Origin of the sequence: Bradyrhizobium sp. WD16 (assembly GCF_024181725.1) — a bacterium.
GTDB lineage: Bacteria > Pseudomonadota > Alphaproteobacteria > Rhizobiales > Xanthobacteraceae > Bradyrhizobium_A.
On sequence record NZ_CP028908.1, the window covers coordinates 957,479 to 975,667 of the forward strand.

An 18,189-nucleotide genomic window follows, 5' to 3' on the forward strand; every position below is an offset into this window, starting at 1 on the left:
GCCTTTGACGGCGCCGGGCACAGGGTTTATGTGGTCCGTTCATGACCACATTGGACAATGCCACCGCCTGGCCGGACCTCAAACCGACCGCGCTGCTCGTGCTCGCCGATGGGACCGTGCTGGAGGGCTTCGGCCTCGGCGCCGAGGGTTCCGCCGTCGGCGAGGTGTGTTTCAACACCGCCATGACGGGTTACGAGGAGATTCTGACCGATCCCTCCTATGCCGGGCAGATCATCACCTTCACCTTCCCCCATATCGGCAATGTCGGCACCAACGATGAGGACATCGAGGCGCTGAACATGGCGGCGACGCCCGGCGCCCGCGGCGTCATCCTGCGCGCCTCGATCACCGATCCGTCGAACTACCGCGCGGCGAAGCACCTCGACCAGTGGCTCAAGGCCCGCGGCATCGTCGGTCTCTGCGGCATCGATACCCGCGCGCTGACCTCGCTGATCCGCAGCAAGGGCATGCCCAATGCGGTGATCGCCCACGCGCAGGACGGCAAGTTCGACCTGCGGGCGCTCAAGGAGGAAGCCCGCGAGTGGCCCGGCCTCGTCGGCATGGATCTCGTGCCGATGGTCACCAGCGCTCAGCGCTTCACCTGGGACGAGACGCCATGGCAGTGGGAGAAGGGCTACGGCCGCCAGGACGGGGACAAGGCGGAGTTCAACGTCATCGCGATTGATTACGGCATCAAGCGCAACATCCTGCGCCTTCTCGCCGGCGAAGGCTGCCGCGTCACGGTCGTTCCGGCGACGACCTCGGCGGAAGACATCCTGGCCATGAAGCCCGACGGCGTCTTCCTGTCGAACGGCCCGGGCGATCCGGCCGCAACCGGCGAATATGCCGTGCCGGTGATCAAGAAGGTCATCGAAACCGGGCTGCCGACCTTCGGCATCTGCCTCGGCCACCAGATGCTCGGCCTCGCCCTCGGCGGCAAGACCGTGAAGATGCACCAGGGACATCACGGCGCCAACCACCCGGTCAAGGACCTGACCACCGGCAAGGTCGAGATCACCTCGATGAATCACGGGTTTGCCGTCGACAAGACATCGCTGCCGGCCAATGTGGTCCAGACCCACGTCTCGCTGTTCGACGATTCCAATTGCGGCATCGCGCTCGAGGACAAGCCGGTGTTCTCGGTGCAGTACCACCCCGAAGCCTCGCCCGGTCCGCGCGATTCCCACTACCTGTTCAAGCGCTTCACCGAGCTGATGCGCCAGCGCAAATCGGCCTAGACGGCGCGCAGGCCCGACGCCGCCCGCTCACGCCTCGTTGCCACCTTCCTGCCGGCTCGCCTCGAACAGGAACCAGGTGCGCCGCTCGGTGGCGTCGATGAAATTCTCCAGCAGGCTGGCCGTGGCGACGTCGCCATGGCGATCGGCGACCTCGTGCGCCTTGCGCAAGGACGCTGCGAAATTCTTGGTGTCCTGCGTCAGCTCGCACAGCATCTCCCGCGGCGGCACATAGTCCTCGTCATCGTCCTCGACGCTCTTGAGGCGGTTGACATGGCCGATCGAGCGCAGCGTCGTGCCGCCGATCTTGCGCACCCGCTCGGCGAGATCATCGATCGCCGCGAAGATCGCTTCGTCCTGCTCGTCCAGCAACAGGTGGCAGTCGCGGACATGGCGGGCGCTGGACAGGGCAGATCGGACGCGATAACGCCGAAGCCCGGAGGACGTTCCTTCGCCGGAACGCGGCCGCGGAGTGGAATGAAGACACCACTGACCGGTGACGAACGACGGCTCAGGGGAACGACGGCTCAGGGGACATGACGCAATTGGCTGGACCGACAAGCGCAATCAACGACGGCCGGAGAACGGCCCGGGGCGAGCCGCTGCGGGGGCCGCGCCATGGATGACTGGATCGACTATTACGATTCCACCCACACCATCTATGTCAGCAAGCTTCACCGCGATCTGCATTTCAGCATCATCGCCGATGATATCATCGGCTACATCTCCTCGCCCGACGCGGTGGTGCTGGACTATTCCTGCGGCGAAGCCACTTCGGCGGGGCGGGTGGCGGCCCGTTGCGCCAAGCTGATCCTCGCCGAGCCGGCGCCTGGCGTCCGCGGCCGCCTCATCGCGCGCTATGCCGGCGACCTGAACGTCAAGGTCCGCGCCCTCGAAGACCTGCGCCATCTCGAGCCCGCCTCGGTCGATCTCGCGGTCATGATCTCGGTGGCGCAATACATGACGCCGGCCGAACTCGACGCCGCCTTCGCCACCATCCGCCGCCTGCTGAAACCCTCGGGCCGTTTCGTGCTCGGCGACGTCCTGCGGCCCGATGTCGGCGCCGCGACCGACGTCATGGCGCTGCTGCGCATGGCTTGGCGCCACGGCTTCGTCAAAGACGCCGTGATCGGGCTCATGCGCACTTATCTGTCCGACTATTGGCAATTGCGCAGCCAGATCGGGCTGCAGCGCTACAGCGAACAGGACATGCTGGCGAGGCTGACCGCGGCGGGCTTCTCCGCGAGCCGCGCCCACGTCAATGTCGGCCACAACCCCGCGCGCATGACCTTTATCGCCCGCCACGCTTTCTCAGCCGGCCCCTGACCCGTTCCACGGGGCCGATCAGTGCAACAGCAGCCGTTAGACTGGCATCCTCCGGACACGAACTTCGGAAAGCTGGCACTAGGCGTCTCGCAATTGCCTACCGCCTTTGCGGCCAGTCTGTCGTAGGCAATTGCGAGACATAAGCCACACTAGCGCTTTGATTTTGCTAGTGTCCTTTATGTCTCCGAATTACCGTGCGAGCGTGAGGCTAATAGGGCGGTAATTCGGAGACAGGACACTAGGCGCCGGCCGGCCCTTGCGGTATTATTGCATCCGGCCCGGTGGCGGAAGTTTACGCGGGGGCTGTGCAAAGCCTTCTATCCTGGTTCGAAGCCAGGCCGGGCCTCCAGACTCGTCGGATCTGCATGTCCGACGTTGATTTATCGGCATTTTTGCCTGCGGACAGGGCGTTTGGGCGCCCTCTATCCCCTTCCCCCCCTCCAGAATCTCGTCTAAAGACAGCCCCGCGCGAGGCCAGCTCTCGGCGCCCGGCCTTGAGGACGCGCGAGGAGCGCGCCCTTTTTTTGTGCCCAGTTTTCCCCGCCCGCGCTAGCGAGACGCGATGCCCAAACGAACTGACATATCCACCATCCTGATCATCGGCGCCGGCCCCATCGTGATCGGCCAGGCCTGCGAATTCGACTATTCCGGCACGCAGGCGGTGAAGACGCTGAAGGAGGAGGGCTATCGCATCGTCCTGGTGAACTCCAATCCGGCGACGATCATGACCGATCCGGATCTCGCCGACGCCACCTATATCGAGCCGATCACGCCGGAAATCGTCGCCAAGATCATCGAGAAGGAGCGCTACGCGGTGCCGGGCGGCTTCGCCCTGCTGCCGACCATGGGCGGCCAGACCGCGCTGAACTGCGCGCTGTCGCTGCGCCGCCAGGGCACCCTCGAGAAGTTCGACGTCGAGATGATCGGCGCCACCGCCGACGCCATCGACAAGGCCGAGGACCGCGGCCGGTTCCGCGAGGCGATGACCAGGATCGGCCTCGAGACGCCACGCTCGACCCAGACGAAGACGCTGCCGGATGCCCTGCGCGCGCTCGAGCAGATCGGCCTGCCGGCGATCATCCGGCCGTCCTTCACCATGGGCGGCACCGGCGGCGGCGTCGCCTATACCAAGGCGGAATTCATCGAGATCGTCGAGCGCGGCATCGACGCCTCGCCCACCAGCGAGGTCCTGATCGAGGAATCCGTGCTGGGCTGGAAGGAGTACGAGATGGAGGTCGTGCGCGACAAGCACGACAACTGCATCATCATCTGCTCCATCGAAAATCTCGATCCGATGGGCGTGCATACCGGCGATTCCATCACCGTCGCCCCGGCGCTGACGCTCACCGACAAGGAATACCAGATCATGCGCGACGCCTCGCTGGCGGTTCTGCGCGAGATCGGGGTCGAGACCGGCGGCTCAAACGTGCAGTTCGGCGTCAATCCGGTGGACGGCCGCCTCGTCGTCATCGAGATGAATCCGCGTGTCTCGCGCTCGTCGGCCCTGGCCTCCAAGGCCACCGGCTTTCCGATCGCCAAGGTCGCGGCCAAGCTCGCGGTCGGCTACACCCTCGACGAGATCGCCAACGACATCACCGGCGGCGCCACGCCGGCCTCGTTCGAGCCGACGATCGACTACGTCGTCACCAAGATTCCGCGGTTCGCCTTCGAGAAGTTTCCCGGCGCCAGCAATACCCTGACCACCTCGATGAAATCGGTCGGCGAGGTCATGGCGATCGGCCGCACCTTCCAGGAGAGCCTGCAGAAGGCCTTGCGCGGCCTGGAGACCGGCCTGACGGGCCTCGACGAGATCGAGATCGAGGGCCTCGGCAAGGGCGACGACAAGAACGCCATCCGCGCCGCGCTCGGCACACCGACGCCCAATCGGCTGCTGCAGGTGGCCCAGGCGATGCGGCTCGGCTGGTCCGACGAGGAGATCTTCAACTGCTGCAAGATCGACCCGTGGTTCCTCGCCGAGATTCGCGGCATCGTCGACATGGAAGCGCGGGTGCAGGCCCATGGCCTGCCCGGCAATGCCTTCGCCATGCGTTCGCTGAAGGCGACGGGATTCTCGGACATGCGTCTCGCCGTGCTGTCCGGCAAGACCGAGACCGAGGTCAAGGCGCTGCGCCGCACCCTCGGCGTGCGCCCGGTGTTCAAGCGCATCGACACCTGCGCCGCCGAATTCGCCTCGCCGACAGCCTATATGTATTCGACCTACGAGACGCCCTTCATCGGTCATACGGCCGACGAAAGCGCGCCCTCGGACCGCAAGAAGGTGGTCATTCTCGGCGGCGGCCCGAACCGCATCGGCCAGGGCATCGAGTTCGACTATTGCTGCTGCCATGCCTGCTTCGCGCTGGACGATGTCGGCTATGAGACGATCATGATCAACTGCAATCCGGAGACGGTGTCGACCGACTACGACACCGCTGACCGGCTGTATTTCGAGCCGCTGACCGCCGAGGACGTGCTCGAGATCATCGATACCGAACGCGCCAATGGCACGCTGCACGGCGTCATCGTCCAGTTCGGCGGCCAGACGCCGCTCAAGCTCGCCCGCGCGCTGGAAGAGGCGAAGGTGCCGATCCTCGGCACCTCGCCCGATGCCATCGACCTCGCCGAGGACCGCGACCGCTTCAAGCGCGTTCTCGACAAGCTGCGCCTGAAGCAGCCGAAGAACGGCATCGCCTATTCGGTCGAGCAGGCGCGGCTGGTGGCGGCGGACCTCGGTTTCCCGCTGGTGGTGCGGCCCTCCTACGTGCTCGGCGGCCGGGCCATGCAGATCATTCGCGAGGACAGCCAGCTCGGCGACTATCTGCTCGGCACCCTGCCCGAGCTCGTCCCGGCCGACGTCAAGGCGCGCTACCCCAACGACAAGACCGGGCAGATCAACACCGTGCTCGGCAAGAACCCGCTGCTGTTCGACCGCTATCTGTCGGACGCCACCGAGATCGACGTCGACTGCCTGTGCGACAGCAAGGACACTTTCATCGCCGGCATCATGGAGCATATTGAGGAGGCCGGCATCCATTCCGGCGACTCGGCCTGCTCGCTGCCGCCGCACTCCCTCGACCCGGCGACCATTGCCGAATTGGAGCGGCAGACCCGCGAGCTCGCCCTCGGCCTCGACGTCGTCGGACTGATGAACGTGCAATACGCCATCAAGGACGGCGATATCTACGTGCTCGAGGTCAACCCTCGGGCATCCCGAACGGTACCGTTCGTCGCCAAGGTGGTCGGCATTCCGGTGGCGAAGATAGCGGCCCGGGTCATGGCCGGTGAGAAACTCGCCGATTTCAAGCTGAAGCCGCCCAAACTCGCGCATGTCGGCGTCAAGGAATCGGTCTTCCCCTTCGCCCGCTTCCCCGGGGTGGATACGGTTCTCGGTCCGGAAATGCGCTCCACCGGCGAAGTCATGGGCGTCGACCGCTCCTTCGCCGTCGCCTTCGCCAAGAGCCAGCTCGGCGGCGGCACCCGTGTGCCGAGGTCGGGCACGGTCTTCGTCTCGGTGCGGGAGAGCGACAAGACCCGCATCCTGGAGGCCGTGCGGCTGTTGGCGGACCTTGGCTTCAAGGTGATTGCGACCTCCGGGACCCAGCGCTTCCTGGCTGAAAACGGCGTTGCGGCCGAAAAAGTCCACAAGGTGCTGGAGGGGCGGCCCCATATCGTCGACGCCATCACCAACGGCGAGGTCCAGCTGGTTTTCAACACCACCGAGGGGCCCCAGGCCCTGGCCGACAGCCGTTCCCTGAGGCGCGCTGCCCTCTTGCATAAAGTGCCATACTACACCACTCTTTCGGGCGCCGTCGCGGCGGCGCAGGGGATCCGGGCCTATCTGGGTGGGGACCTCGAAGTCCGCACATTGCAGAGCTATTCAGCCAACCGCTGAACGGGCCTGGCGCCGCAGTCCGCGTGCAATCCCCGACCGCTGTTCGGAACCGGGCGGTTGCGTTTGTGTTCCCTATCGACGCCCGGGCCGGCACCGGGCCGCGAACCAACAGAACGTTTCGCGTGACGGAGCCTTGCCGCTCCCGAGCGCGGGATTTGAAGGACGACGACGAATGGTAGAGAAAGTTCCGATGACCGAGGCCGGGCACACCGCCCTCGCAGATGAGCTGCGGCAGCGCCAGCAAGTTGAACGCCCGCGCATCATCGAACAGATCGCCGAGGCGCGCTCCCATGGCGACCTGTCGGAAAACGCGGAATATCACGCCGCCAAGGAGCAGCAGTCGCACAACGAGGGGCGCATCGCCGAACTCGAAGACAAGCTGGCGCGCGCCGATGTGATCGACGTCTCCAAGCTGTCCGGCGACACCATCATGTTCGGTGCCACGGTGACGCTGGTCGATGAGGACACCGAGAAGAAGGCGGTGTGGCAGATCGTCGGCGACACCGAAGCCGACGCGAAGAAAGGCCGGATCTCCATTTCCTCACCGCTGGCGCGTGCGCTGATCGGCAAGAAGAAGGGCTCCTCGGTGGAGGTGATGGCGCCAGGCGGCGCCAAGGCCTACGAGATCACCAAGGTGGACTGGAAGTAACTACCCTCACCAGAGCGCCGCAACCGACGCTACCATCAGGGGCCGCCATGGTGCGGCCCTTTGACTGTCGAAGGGCCGCTGTCGGGCGGCCCTTTGTCCGTCCCGGGTCGAAGTGCTTCGTCAAAGTGCTTCCGGCTTCAATGCGCTTTCCGGTTCAGAATGCGAAACTAGTGTGGCGTCTCGCAACTGCCTACCCTCTTTGCAGCCAGTCTCTCGTAGGCAATTGCGAGACATAAGCCACACTAGCACTTTGATTTTTCTAGTGTCCTTTACGTCTCCGAATTACCGTGCGAGCGTGAGGCAAATGGGGCGGTAATTCGGAGACTGACGCGCTTGTCAGAAAGATTCACTGCAACGTGATCCGCGGCGACAGCTTCCTGCGTTAGCGAAGGGACCTTCCAGACAAAAGAGGGGGTAATCTCGTCATGGACAACATCCTGCAAAGCTGGGCGCCCCGCGTCCTCAGCATCCTGCGCATCATCACCGGCCTGCTCTTCCTGCAATATGGATTCGCCAAGCTGCTCAAATGGCCGCCGGTGCCGATGTTCGAGAAGGTACAGCTGTTCTCGCTCTACGGCGCCGCGGGCACGCTCGAGCTCATCGGCGGCATTCTGCTGATCCTCGGGCTGTTCACCCGCCCGGTGGCTTTCATCGTCTGCGGTGAGATGGCCTTCGCCTACTTCCTCGGCCACGCCGGGCGCAACTTCTTCCCGATCATCAACGGCGGCAATCTCGCCATCGAATTCTGCTTCGTCTTCCTCTATCTCACCTTCGCGGGCGCCGGCCCGTTGAGCCTCGATGCCGCGCTGCTGCGCAAGAAGTAAGCCTCAGCTCGGCAAGAAGATCACCGTCACAACCGCGCCGGCTCGCCGGCGCGGTTCACGTCTGGCGGGGAGAGGCGAAGCGGCTCGTGCGCTCAGGCGCGACCGAGCCTGAGCTCGAGCGGCACGGCCGCGGAATTCTTGGAATTCTGCAGCACCAGCGAGGTGCGCACGTTGCGCACATGGGGCGCGGCGGTGAGATGGGCGACGAAATGCTGGAAGGTCGCCATGTCGGGCGCCACGCATTTGAGGATGTAATCGACCTCGCCGGAGAGCATCCAGCACTCCCGCACCAGCGGTTCGGCCCGGACGAAATCCTCGAAGGCACGCAGATCGGCTTCCGCCTGGCTCGAGAGGTGCACCGCGGCAAATACGGTGACGTCGAAGCCGAGGCGGTGCGGATCGAGCAGACCGCGATAGCCGGTGATGTAGCCGGCCTCCTCCAGCGCCTTCACCCGGCGCAGACAGGGCGGTGGAGAGATCCCGACACGCTTGGCGAGTTCGACATTGGTGATTCGACCGTCCGCCTGGATTTCGCTGAGGATCTTGAGGTCGATCGAGTCGAGGTCCTTGGACACTGAGGCCGGATTCCCTGGTGTTTCGGCAAGCGGAATTCGCGCTTCATACCCTACCGGCGGGAATTTGCGAAATTTTATTGCGCCTCAGGGTGTTGATACCGGGGACCACGGGCAATCCGGATTGCAAAACTTGCATGGCTGCCCAGATACCCTAAGATGCTCGTGGCTGGATTTCGACGCCCCTCAGCCAACTTCAGAGCATTTTTCGCCCCCCTCAGCCCCCGACGTCAGGGGCAAGGACCACGCTATGTCGTCAGCCGCCTCTTCGCCCGCCACCGGCGCTTCCGCCACGTCCGTCAAGGTTCTGATCATCGGCTCCGGCCCTGCCGGCTATACCGCCGCCATCTATGCGGCCCGCGCGATGCTCGAGCCGGTGCTGATCCAGGGCATCCAGCCGGGCGGCCAGCTCACCATCACCACCGAGGTGGAGAATTATCCCGGCTTCGCCGACGTCATCCAGGGGCCCTGGCTGATGGAGCAGATGGAAGCCCAGGCCCGCCACGTCGGCACCCGGATCGTCACCGACTACGTCAACAAGCTCGAACTCGGCCAGCGCCCGTTCCGCGTCACTTGCGACTCCGGCGACGTCTATTTTGCGGACACGGTGATTCTCGCCACCGGCGCCCAGGCACGCTGGCTCGGCCTGCCCACGGAAGAAACCTTCAAGGGCTTCGGCGTCTCCGCCTGCGCCACCTGTGACGGCTTCTTCTATCGCGGCAAGCAGGTCTTCGTCGTCGGCGGCGGCAACACCGCGGTCGAGGAGGCGCTGTTCCTGACCAATTTCGCCTCACAAGTGACGCTGGTGCATCGCCGCGACTCGCTGCGCGCCGAGCGCATTCTGCAGGACCGGTTGTTCAAGCATCCCAAGATCAAGGTGATCTGGGACACCGCCGTGGAAGAGATCCGCGGCGAGCAGAACCCGGCCAAGGTCACCCATATCCGGCTCAAGAACGTGAAGACCGGCGCGGTCTCCGACCTGCCCGCCGACGGCGTCTTCGTCGCGATCGGCCACGCGCCGGCCACCGAACTGGTCGCCGGACAGCTCAAGCTCAAACCCTCGGGCTATGTCGAAGTCGGACCGCACTCGACCGCGACGTCGGTGCCCGGCGTGTTCGCCGCGGGCGACGTCGCCGACGAGACCTACCGGCAGGCCGTCACCGCCGCCGGCATGGGCTGCATGGCCGCGCTCGAGGCCGAGCGCTTCATCCACCTCGCTGCGGTCGATCGCGCGGCCGCTGAATAGCAGGCGAACAACTGCGATGGCTCAGAATCGTCACGGATCTGCGGATATGGATTGGGACAAGTTGAAGGTTTTCCACGCCGCGGCTGAAGCGGGCAGCTTCACGCATGCCGGCGAGCAGCTGGGGTTGTCGCAGTCGGCGGTGTCCCGCCAGGTCAGCGCGCTGGAGCAGGAGCTCTCGGTGTCGCTGTTTCATCGTCATGCCCGCGGTCTCATCCTGACCGAGCAGGGCGACATGCTGTTCCGCACCGCCCACGACGTCTTCATGCAGCTCCAGGCGGCACGCGCCAAGCTCACCGACAGCCGCGAACGGCCGAGTGGCGACCTCAAGGTCACGACGACGCCCGGCGTCGGCATCAACTGGCTGATCCCGCGCCTCGGCGAATTCACCTCGCTCTATCCCGAGATCCGCATCCAGCTCATGGTCACGGACGAGGAACTCGACCTGTCGATGCGCGAGGCCGATGTCGCTATCCGCACCCGCAAGCCGACCCAGCCCGACCTGATCCAGCGCAAGCTGTTCTCGATCGGCTTCCACGCCTATTGCTCGCCGGACTACATCAAGCGGTTCGGCACCCCGCGCACGCTCGAGGACCTCGACAACCATCGCATCATCATGCTCAGCGACCTTCAGGTGCCGCAGCATCTGCAGAACCGCACCTGGCTGATCGAAGCGGGTCGCAACGGCTCGGGCCCGCGCGATGCCTATTTCAAGGTCAACAACATCCTCGGCCTGTTGCGGGCCTGTCAGCAGGGCCTCGGCATCGCGGCACTGCCCGACTACCTGGTCGACGAGAACAATCGCCTGGTGCAACTGTTCGGCGAAGCCGACTCGATCCAGCTCGACACCTATTTCGTCTATCCCGAAGAGCTGAAAACCGTGGCCCGCGTCCAGGTGTTCCGCGACTTTGTGGTCAGCAAGGCGCAGCGCTGGCCGGGCTGAAATGCCCGTTGGCGCGGTGACTTGAGAGGCCAATCGCCATCGCGCTCAAGACAGAGCTGACAGAACAAGATCCGGAAGACCGGCCCCGGATTTCCGGATTTTGCTCTAGGAATGGAACGATCGGCCGCTACCCGGTGACGCCGCATGACTGACATGCGACATCCTCCGTTGCCGGGCGCTCAGATTGGGAGTGTACTTAATTTCACTGATAACCTGCGGTTGCGTATCGTCCCCCCCTCCTCCAGTGGCCGCTGGCGTTCAGTTATCCCTCTTGGAAGGTGATTGTGTCGGCCTCACATGGCCAAAACTGCACAGCCGGGCCCTGGGCCCGGCTTTTTCTTTGGTGCTCGATTTCCTTTGACGTTTCTCCGCTGCAACCATAGGGCGAGCAGTGTGAACCGACGCTGCGATCCCGGGCCTGCGATCCGGCCTGCGCGGCTTGGCATGCCCGCCACCGCAGCGCGAACGCCGGGAGGTTCCGGAAACAGAAAACGCGCGAGCCTCGCGCGTTTTGGCCGTCCCAACGATCAAGAAAAATGACGGTCAAGCCGCCTGCTTGTGCATTGCGCCGGCGCTCGACACCGTCCCACGGATGGCCTTGATCGACTTGTCGATGGCGGCCCACAATCGGTTGATCTCGCTCGCTGCGCGGCCTTCGGCGTTGTATTCCTTGACGCCTTCACCGTGAGCGAGTGCCAGCAGGAGATCGGCACGGTTGCTGACCTGCCCGCCCCAGACCGGTGCGCGGAACTTGGCCAGCGCCGCGCGCGCCATGGTGACGATCGGACTTTCCTGATCATTGCGCAGCGCGGGAGCGCCGTTGATCACCACCGCATAGGGTTTACGCGACGAGCGGCACAGCGCCACGGTCTCCTGCACTGCATCGACATCGAAGACGCCGGGCCGTGCCGGGATGATCACCATGGTGGCGTTGCTGATGGCATCCTCGACGACCGCCGACATGTTCGGCGGGGTGTCGATGAAGACATATTCGAAGCCGTTGCGCTTGGCCGAGGCGACGATCTCGCTCACCGATCGCGACGCCACCCGGATCGGCGGCTCATTGGTGCCGCGCAGCTTCTGCCACAGGCTCAGCGAACCTTGCGGATCGGCATCGATCAACAGACAAGGTTTCGACGCCTTATGGACGTGGGCCGCGAGATGGGCGGCGAGGGTGCTCTTTCCAGAGCCCCCTTTACGCGAAGCAAAAACAATGACGTTCATAGCTTGGCCTCCAGATTGACCCCCGGAGGCAAAAATGAATCGGTTCCCTGATTCGATAAAGAATTATTTGGATTGCAAGCGTCTAGCGCGTGTAATTCCCCGATGCTTTGGCTTTTGAGACACAGAATAGCTTGGGTATGAACCGTTCATCTTCCTGAATTGGACGCGGACTGGTCTTTTGCGAGTCCGAATTGAGTCAATCGAAGACGATCCTGAAGACTATCTGAAAAACAGCGCCGGAGGCGAAAGCTGAAACGGCGTGCAGCGCGATCGGGCGCGCCAGACAGGTCATTGACGTGAGGCGCCGGTGACCTCGCAGGCGCCGTCGGCGGTCTGGGTATCGACGAAGGCAAAGCGGACCTTCTTGAACGTCTGCTGCGCCTTGGCCGGCACGCTCGCGGGGATCGACTGCTGGATCTCGGTGACCTTGCCGGACTTGCGATCGGTGAAGACGCAGCGGACCTTGAGATCCTTGACCGCGAAATCGTTGTCGTTGGCGATGGTGATGTCGGCGATGCCGGCGGTGTTGTAGCCGCCCTTCTTGAAGACCTGCCCCACCACCTTGAGGCCTGTCACCTGGTCGGCGGCGAGCGCCGCACCCAAACCGACAGCCGTCGTAACGAGGGCCGCACTGCATAGCGTCCCGAACCAAAGCGCGCTGAACATTGTCCCCTCCAGCTTCGATTTTGTCTCAGGACGCCCGAGCGGCACCGTGCTGTCAACCAGAAGCGTGGCGTGTCAGCCACACTGCGGCCGGTCGCGAGAGGAGCAGAAACTTGCCGTGGGTACCAGGCCGGGCTCCAGAAATCCTCCGCTGTCACGCTGAGGAGCATCAGCGCAGCGCAAGGCACTCGCGCGCGACGCCGCGGCAATCGCCATGGGCGGCCAATTTGGAAGAACGGCAGGACGGATGGGGTGGGACCGGTGGTACAGTTGGGTGGGCTCGAACCACCGACCTCCTGTTCCACAGACAGGCGCTCTAACCAACTGAGCTACAACTGCATTTCCGCGCGGTCGCCGGGCGGACCAGGCAAGCTGGCCGCAGCGCCGCGAACGGGGCGGAAACTATGAGCAACGCCGGCCTTTGGCAAGGCCGGCGTCGCCTCGAATAGCGCTATTCGCGGCGAAAAGAGGCTCAGCCTGCCTCGCCGAAAGCCCTGGTCGCGGCCGCACGGATCGGCGCCACCGTCTCGCCGGCGACCTTTTGCCCGAGTTCCAGGAGATCGCGCGACTGGGCGGCGAAGGTATCGATCTGCCTGCGAGTATGGTTCGTCACCACATCGAGAGCGTCGGGCAGCGAGGCCGATCCGAGCAGCGCATGGGCGAAATCGAAGGCCTCGTCGGTGGCGCTCCGGGACATCTCGAGCAGCTTGGCGACGTAATCGCAGCCGCCGCGCAAAGCCGATTCCCCGGCCGCGTCGAACGCGCCGACCCCGGATTCGGCCGCCGTCTTCAGCTGCTCATAGCCCTCTCGAAACTGGGCGACGCCCTGCTCGGCGAAGCCACGTAAATCGGCGAGTTCGGCGAAATTCAGCGCCGAGAAGCCTGCGGGCGAAAACGAAAAGGGTTCACGAGGGGGCATCAGGTCTCCGGGTCGTTCCGAGGACGCGGCCACACGGCCGCGCCGTCCCATTTGTGCCGGATCATACGGGCATTTTTGTGCAACGCAATATATAGCCCCCTTCGCGGCCAGCGACGGTCAGGCGCCTCCGACGGCGGCCCCGGCCTTATTTGGGCTTGGTCACGTCCATCGCGGCGCGGGTCACCGCCTGACCGATTTCGCTGGCCTGCTCCGCCAGCGAGCGCATCTGGTTCTGCACGTAGTCAGTGTGCAATTTGAGGACTTCGGTCAGGTCCTTGGCCTGGAGGAGATGCTCGGCGTAGTCGAGCGAAGCCGCGACATTCTTCTCGGCAAAGCTGATCGCCTTGACGCTGACTTCCTTGGCGCCGGCGCGGACCGCCTCGCCACGGCCTTCGATCGTGCTGGCGGCCTGCTGGGCCGAGCCGAGGAATGTCTCGAAAGCCTTGCGGGCCTGATCGAAACTGGCCTCGGCCATGGAGCGCAGCTCCTTGGGGATTTCAAAGCGGTTGGTCTGGTCCATCGCATTCCTCCCTCGCTCACTCGCCGCCGGATGCCGGTTGCTCGCAGGTCCAAAGCTTTGCACCCGGTCGCCCGGCAAGACAACGCCGCGCGGCCATGACCGGTCCCGCGTCCTGCTCAAATTAAGGATATACCGGCTTTCGCCCGGCCTCCGGGGGGCCGGCCGTGGACCTGGCCGCCTCCGCCCTTTACTAAGAATTCCTTAAAGCCTGCCGACCTCGCCGGCGCCGCGTCGAGAGGGGCCGGCCGGGACAGAAGGACGCGAACGCCGCCCGATGCCGATCGACGAAGCCGATTTCCAGTTTCGTGGAATCCGCGATCCGCGGCTCGCCCCCTATGCGACCAGCAGCCTGCCGGCCTGGCTGTGGGCGAATGACGGCAGCCGCATCCTGTGGGCCAATGCCGCCGGCGCCGCCGTGTTCGGCGCCGACGACCTGGGCGCATTGGCGGCGCGCCGCTTCGGCCCGCCCGATCGCCACCGCCGCCAGATCGCCCGGCTTGCCGGACGCCTGGCCCTCGACGGCAGCGTGCGGCTCGATCGGCTGCGCGGCTTCGGCGCACGCCTCAACGGCCTCGTCACCTGCGGCTGCCGCCGCCTCGTCTTCGGCAAGGGCAATATCGGCGTGCTGGTGGTTGCAGCCGCGCAGCCCGGCCGGCCGCTGCCGCTGAAGCTGCGCCTGCAGCGCCTGGTGGCCAGCTTCGATACGGCCGCCGCCGCCTTCGACGCCGAAGGCTTCCGTCTCGCCGCCAATGCCGCGGCCGAGGACTGGCTCATGGACACCGCCAGCGGCGGCGGCACCCTCGCGGCGCTGGGGCTGGCGGAAACCGCGGCCGTGGCGCTGCACGAGGGCGGCGCCGAGATCCCGCTCGATCACGGCCGCCGCCTGCTGCTGCGGCGGATCGGCAGCGGGGCGGACACCGCGCTGCTGCTCATCGGCCAGACCCAGATGAAGGCCGCAGAGCTGCCGGAGCCGACGCCCGCACCGCCGCCCGGCGACAGCGCCGCGAAACTTTCCGAGGCTGCCGCCGCGGCGCCCATAACGGAGCCGGCGACGGCGCCTGTGCCGCCCTCGCCGGAAGCCGCGGTGGCCGCCGAAGCGCCGCCGGAACCGGCCCCGGGCGGACTGCTCACCGCCGAAATGGCCGCGACTGCGACCTTCGTTCCATCGACCGGCCCGGCACCGGACGAGCCGGAACCGGTCGCAGCCCCGGCAACCGCGGCATCGCCGGTCGACGCCGCTGCGGCGGAGCCCGCGCCGGCGCAGCGCCATCACCCCCTGCGCTTCCTGTGGCAGATGGATGCCGACGAACGCTTCTCGCTCGGCTCCGACGAATTCGCCCAGTTGATCGGTCCTTCGACCTCTGCCGCGTTCGGCCGGCCGTGGACCGAGATCGTCGAGGAATGCGGCATCGATCCGGAAGATCGCGTCGCCGCCGCCGTCGCCACCCGCGCCACCTGGAGCGGCATCACCGTGCACTGGCCGGTGGACGGCACCGAGACGGCGCTCGAGGTCGAGTTGTCGGGCCTGCCGGTCTTTGACCGTGACCGCAATTTTCTCGGCTATCGCGGCTTCGGCGTCTGCCGCGACATCGAAGCGCTCAACCGCCTCGCCGAACAGCGCCGCAATGATGCCGCAGCGCTGGAGGCGAGATCTGACGCCCCAACCGAAACCAAGGCGAGGCCCGCCATGGCCGATACTCCGCCTCCCGCTTCACCGCCAGAAACGGATCATCCCGTGGACACGTCCCCCAATGTGGTGCCGTTCAGGCCCTCCGCCGACGCCAAGGCGCCGACCCTCTCGCCCGGCGAGAACAACGCATTTAACGAACTGGCGCGCCAGCTCGCCGCCCGGCTCGAAGCCGAGCGCGATGCGCTCGACCAGCGCGACGGCGAGCTGGCGGAGTCGTCGGCCTCGACCGCCGCGCCCGGGGAGGCCATCGAAGCCCCGAGCGAGGCCGATGCGGCCGCGGCGGTATCCTCCACCCCTGAGCCGCTGCCGGCCGCCGCGCCACGGACGGGCACGAGCGCGGCGCGCGAGACGGCGCTGTTCGATCTGCTGCCGGTCGGGGTGCTGATCTATCGTCTCGACCGCCTGCTCCATGCCAACCGCGTCTTTCTCGATCGGGTCGGCTATGCCGACCTGGAGGCGCTCGCCGGCGCCGGCGGGCTCGACGCGCTTGACGTGAAACACGGAGCCGGCGGCGTGGGCGCCGGCAGCGACGGCACGCCGGTCAGGATCGAAAGCCCGGGCCAAAGTCGGGACGATGGCGCCGCCGTCGACGCACGACTGCACGACATCGTCTGGGACGGCGAAGCGGCCCACGTCCTGATCCTCGCGCTCGCGGCGCCGCAGGAGACCGCCGCCCCGACCGGGCCGGCGGCGGTTGCGCCCACAGCCGACGCGTCGGACCAGCAGCGAGGAGAGCTTGCCGCCATCCTCGAGGCGAGCGACGACGGCATCCTGATCCTCGCCGAGGATGGCCGCATCGCCTCATCCAACCGCGGCGCCGAAACGATCTTCGGCCGGTCCGGCGACGACCTCGCGGGCCGCCCGCTCACCGACCTGTTCGCCGGGGCCAACCGCGACGAACTCGCTGCCGCGCTCGGCGGCGGAGGCGACGGCCGCCCCCCGGCGCGTCACGAGGTCCTCGGCCTCGGCCCCGACGGCCAGCCGCTCGATCTGACGGTGAAGCTCGGCCGCGCGCCGGGCGGACACCGTTTCGCCATCGTCCGGCCGCGCCCGGCGGCGGCGCAGGCGGCCCCGGACGACAGCGCTTCCAGGCGCATCGCCGAACGCACGGCGGCCGCACGGGCCGATATCCTGGCGCGCCTCAGCCACGAGCTGCGCGCGCCGCTCAATGCCATCATCGGCTTCGCCGACGTCATGATCGAGGAGCGCTTCGGCGCCATCGGCAACGAGCGCTACGGCGCCTACCTCAAGGACATGCGCGCCGCGGGCGAGCGCGTCCTCGGCATCCTCGGCGACTTCCTCGACCTGAGCCGCGCCGAGACCGGCAAGCTCGACCTCGCCTTCACCGGTCAGGATCTCAATGACGTGGTGGAGAAATGCGTGACGATCATGCAGCCGCAGGCCAACCGCGAGCGCATCATCATCCGCACCGCGCTCAGCCACGCGCTGCCGCAGGTCACGGCGGATGCCGATGCGCTGCGCCAGATCGTGCTCAATCTCGTCGGCAATTCGATCCACGTCGCCCGCGCCGGCGGCCAGGTCATCGTCTCCACCGCGGTGAGCGAATTCGGCGATGTCGTGCTGCGCGTGCGCGACACCGGCCGCGGCCTCAATCACGCCGAGATGACCGAGGCGATCGAACAGTTCCGCCAGACCGACGGCGATCAGCTCGCCCAGGACAATGCCGGCATCAACCTGTCGCTGACCAAGGCGCTGGTCGAGGCCAACCGGGCGCAATTCCACATCCGCTCGGCGCCGCAGTCCGGCACGCTGGTCGAGGTCGCCTTCCCGCCCGAGGCCAAGGCGGGGTGAGCCGACGGCCGAGGGATCAGGCGTTCCTGAGCGCGACGCGGAAGGAGGCTTCGGTCTTGGCCTTGACCTCGTCGAGGGTGACGCCGTCGGCGAGCTCGATCAGCGCCATGCCGTTGTCGCCGTGCTTGTCGATGGTGAAGACCGCGAGATCGGTGATCACCATGTCGACGACGCGCTCGCCGGTCAGCGGCAGCGTGCAGCGGTGCAGCAGCTTCGCGCCGTCCTTGGCTGAATGCTCCATCACCACGACGACGCGCTTGACGCCGGCGACGAGATCCATCGCCCCGCCCATGCCCTTGACCATCTTGCCGGGGATCATCCAGTTGGCGAGATCGCCGTTCTCGGCCACCTGCATGGCGCCGAGGATCGACAGGTCGATGTGGCCGCCGCGCACCATGGCGAAGGAATCGGCGCTGGAGAAATAGCTGGTGGTCGGCAGCTCGGTCACCGTCTGCTTGCCGGCGTTGATGAGGTCCGGATCCTCCTCGCCCTCGTAGGGAAACGGTCCCATGCCGAGCATGCCGTTCTCGCTCTGCAGCTGGACGTCGACGCCTTCGGGGATGAAATTGGAGACGAGCGTCGGAATGCCGATGCCGAGATTGACGTAAAAGCCGTCGCGCAGCTCCTTGGCGGCGCGGGCGGCCATCTGTTCGCGGGTCCAGGCCATTTGGGCTTCT

At 65.9% G+C, this 18,189-nt stretch carries 14 protein-coding genes, 1 tRNA gene and 1 pseudogene; 8 read left to right on the forward strand and 8 right to left on the reverse strand.

The features are described 5' to 3' along the window. The first annotated feature begins 41 nt into the window (after positions 1–41). Positions 42–1,238, forward strand: coding sequence for a glutamine-hydrolyzing carbamoyl-phosphate synthase small subunit (gene carA, locus DB459_RS04470; RefSeq protein ID WP_253711735.1), 1,197 nt, complete (start codon positions 42–44; stop codon positions 1,236–1,238). Between the two features lie 27 nt (positions 1,239–1,265). Here the strand turns inward: carA and DB459_RS04475 are convergent. Beyond that, positions 1,266–1,637 (reverse strand): annotated as a pseudogene (locus tag DB459_RS04475) (Dps family protein); the annotation flags it as partial. A 216-nt stretch (positions 1,638–1,853) separates the two neighbouring features. Here DB459_RS04475 and DB459_RS04480 point away from each other — a divergent pair. From DB459_RS04480 to DB459_RS04495, 4 genes are all read left to right on the forward strand, one after another. Beyond that, positions 1,854–2,561, forward strand: a complete 708-nt coding sequence (locus tag DB459_RS04480; RefSeq protein ID WP_253711736.1) for a class I SAM-dependent methyltransferase — start codon at positions 1,854–1,856, stop codon at positions 2,559–2,561. Between the two features lie 562 nt (positions 2,562–3,123). Then, complete coding sequence (carB, locus tag DB459_RS04485) at positions 3,124–6,453, forward strand: carbamoyl-phosphate synthase large subunit (protein WP_253711737.1); 3,330 nt, start codon at positions 3,124–3,126, stop codon at positions 6,451–6,453. A 172-nt stretch (positions 6,454–6,625) separates the two neighbouring features. Continuing rightward, positions 6,626–7,102 (forward strand): transcription elongation factor GreA, encoded by a 477-nt coding sequence (gene greA / locus DB459_RS04490; protein WP_253711738.1) that lies wholly within the window; start codon positions 6,626–6,628, stop codon positions 7,100–7,102. Between the two features lie 425 nt (positions 7,103–7,527). After that, positions 7,528–7,926 carry a DoxX family protein gene (locus tag DB459_RS04495; protein WP_253711739.1) on the forward strand — a complete coding sequence of 133 codons (399 nt, stop codon included), beginning with the start codon at positions 7,528–7,530 and terminating at the stop codon, positions 7,924–7,926. A 92-nt stretch (positions 7,927–8,018) separates the two neighbouring features. Here DB459_RS04495 and DB459_RS04500 read toward each other — a convergent pair whose 3' ends face one another. After that, entirely contained in the window at positions 8,019–8,501 is a 483-nt protein-coding gene (locus DB459_RS04500) for an Lrp/AsnC family transcriptional regulator (protein ID WP_253711740.1), read from the reverse strand. Between the two features lie 247 nt (positions 8,502–8,748). Between DB459_RS04500 and trxB the strand changes: the two genes are divergently transcribed. Beyond that, entirely contained in the window at positions 8,749–9,744 is a 996-nt protein-coding gene (gene trxB / locus DB459_RS04505; protein ID WP_253711741.1) for a thioredoxin-disulfide reductase, read from the forward strand. 46 nt (positions 9,745–9,790) lie between these two features. Continuing rightward, a complete protein-coding gene (locus DB459_RS04510; protein ID WP_371926954.1) occupies positions 9,791–10,684 on the forward strand; it encodes a LysR family transcriptional regulator in 894 nt (297 codons plus the stop codon). A 543-nt stretch (positions 10,685–11,227) separates the two neighbouring features. Here the strand turns inward: DB459_RS04510 and DB459_RS04515 are convergent. The 5 genes from DB459_RS04515 to DB459_RS04535 form a co-directional block, all read right to left on the reverse strand. Then, a complete protein-coding gene (locus tag DB459_RS04515) occupies positions 11,228–11,908 on the reverse strand; it encodes a ParA family protein (protein ID WP_253711743.1) in 681 nt (226 codons plus the stop codon). A gap of 288 nt (positions 11,909–12,196) precedes the next feature. Next, a complete protein-coding gene (locus DB459_RS04520; protein ID WP_253711744.1) occupies positions 12,197–12,574 on the reverse strand; it encodes a hypothetical protein in 378 nt (125 codons plus the stop codon). A gap of 259 nt (positions 12,575–12,833) precedes the next feature. Beyond that, a tRNA-His gene (locus DB459_RS04525) sits at positions 12,834–12,910 on the reverse strand. Between the two features lie 133 nt (positions 12,911–13,043). Further along, positions 13,044–13,490, reverse strand: coding sequence for a phasin family protein (locus tag DB459_RS04530; protein ID WP_253711745.1), 447 nt, complete (start codon positions 13,488–13,490; stop codon positions 13,044–13,046). 145 nt (positions 13,491–13,635) lie between these two features. Continuing rightward, positions 13,636–14,010, reverse strand: coding sequence for a phasin family protein (locus DB459_RS04535; protein ID WP_253711746.1), 375 nt, complete (start codon positions 14,008–14,010; stop codon positions 13,636–13,638). 274 nt (positions 14,011–14,284) lie between these two features. On the opposite strand from DB459_RS04535, the gene DB459_RS04540 reads away from it, so the two are divergent. Continuing rightward, positions 14,285–17,512 (forward strand): ATP-binding protein, encoded by a 3,228-nt coding sequence (locus DB459_RS04540; RefSeq protein WP_253711747.1) that lies wholly within the window; start codon positions 14,285–14,287, stop codon positions 17,510–17,512. A 16-nt stretch (positions 17,513–17,528) separates the two neighbouring features. Here the strand turns inward: DB459_RS04540 and DB459_RS04545 are convergent, their stop codons facing one another. Continuing rightward, a complete protein-coding gene (locus tag DB459_RS04545; protein WP_253711748.1) occupies positions 17,529–18,179 on the reverse strand; it encodes a 3-oxoacid CoA-transferase subunit B in 651 nt (216 codons plus the stop codon). Positions 18,180–18,189: the final 10 nt, after the last annotated feature.

Bases quoted from the DNA above. Each gene is read 5' to 3' on its own strand.
- carA (WP_253711735.1), top strand. From the start codon at position 42: ATGACCACATTGGACAATGCCACCGCCTGGCCGGACCTCAAACCGACC.
- DB459_RS04480 (WP_253711736.1), top strand. From the start codon at position 1,854: ATGGATGACTGGATCGACTATTACGATTCCACCCACACCATCTATGTC.
- carB (WP_253711737.1), top strand. From the start codon at position 3,124: ATGCCCAAACGAACTGACATATCCACCATCCTGATCATCGGCGCCGGC.
- greA (WP_253711738.1), top strand. From the start codon at position 6,626: ATGGTAGAGAAAGTTCCGATGACCGAGGCCGGGCACACCGCCCTCGCA.
- DB459_RS04495 (WP_253711739.1), top strand. From the start codon at position 7,528: ATGGACAACATCCTGCAAAGCTGGGCGCCCCGCGTCCTCAGCATCCTG.
- trxB (WP_253711741.1), top strand. From the start codon at position 8,749: ATGTCGTCAGCCGCCTCTTCGCCCGCCACCGGCGCTTCCGCCACGTCC.
- DB459_RS04510 (WP_371926954.1), top strand. From the start codon at position 9,791: ATGGATTGGGACAAGTTGAAGGTTTTCCACGCCGCGGCTGAAGCGGGC.
- DB459_RS04515 (WP_253711743.1), bottom strand. From the start codon at position 11,908: ATGAACGTCATTGTTTTTGCTTCGCGTAAAGGGGGCTCTGGAAAGAGC.
- DB459_RS04520 (WP_253711744.1), bottom strand. From the start codon at position 12,574: ATGTTCAGCGCGCTTTGGTTCGGGACGCTATGCAGTGCGGCCCTCGTT.
- DB459_RS04530 (WP_253711745.1), bottom strand. From the start codon at position 13,490: ATGCCCCCTCGTGAACCCTTTTCGTTTTCGCCCGCAGGCTTCTCGGCG.
- DB459_RS04535 (WP_253711746.1), bottom strand. From the start codon at position 14,010: ATGGACCAGACCAACCGCTTTGAAATCCCCAAGGAGCTGCGCTCCATG.
- DB459_RS04540 (WP_253711747.1), top strand. From the start codon at position 14,285: ATGCCGATCGACGAAGCCGATTTCCAGTTTCGTGGAATCCGCGATCCG.
- DB459_RS04545 (WP_253711748.1), bottom strand. From the start codon at position 18,179: ATGGCCTGGACCCGCGAACAGATGGCCGCCCGCGCCGCCAAGGAGCTG.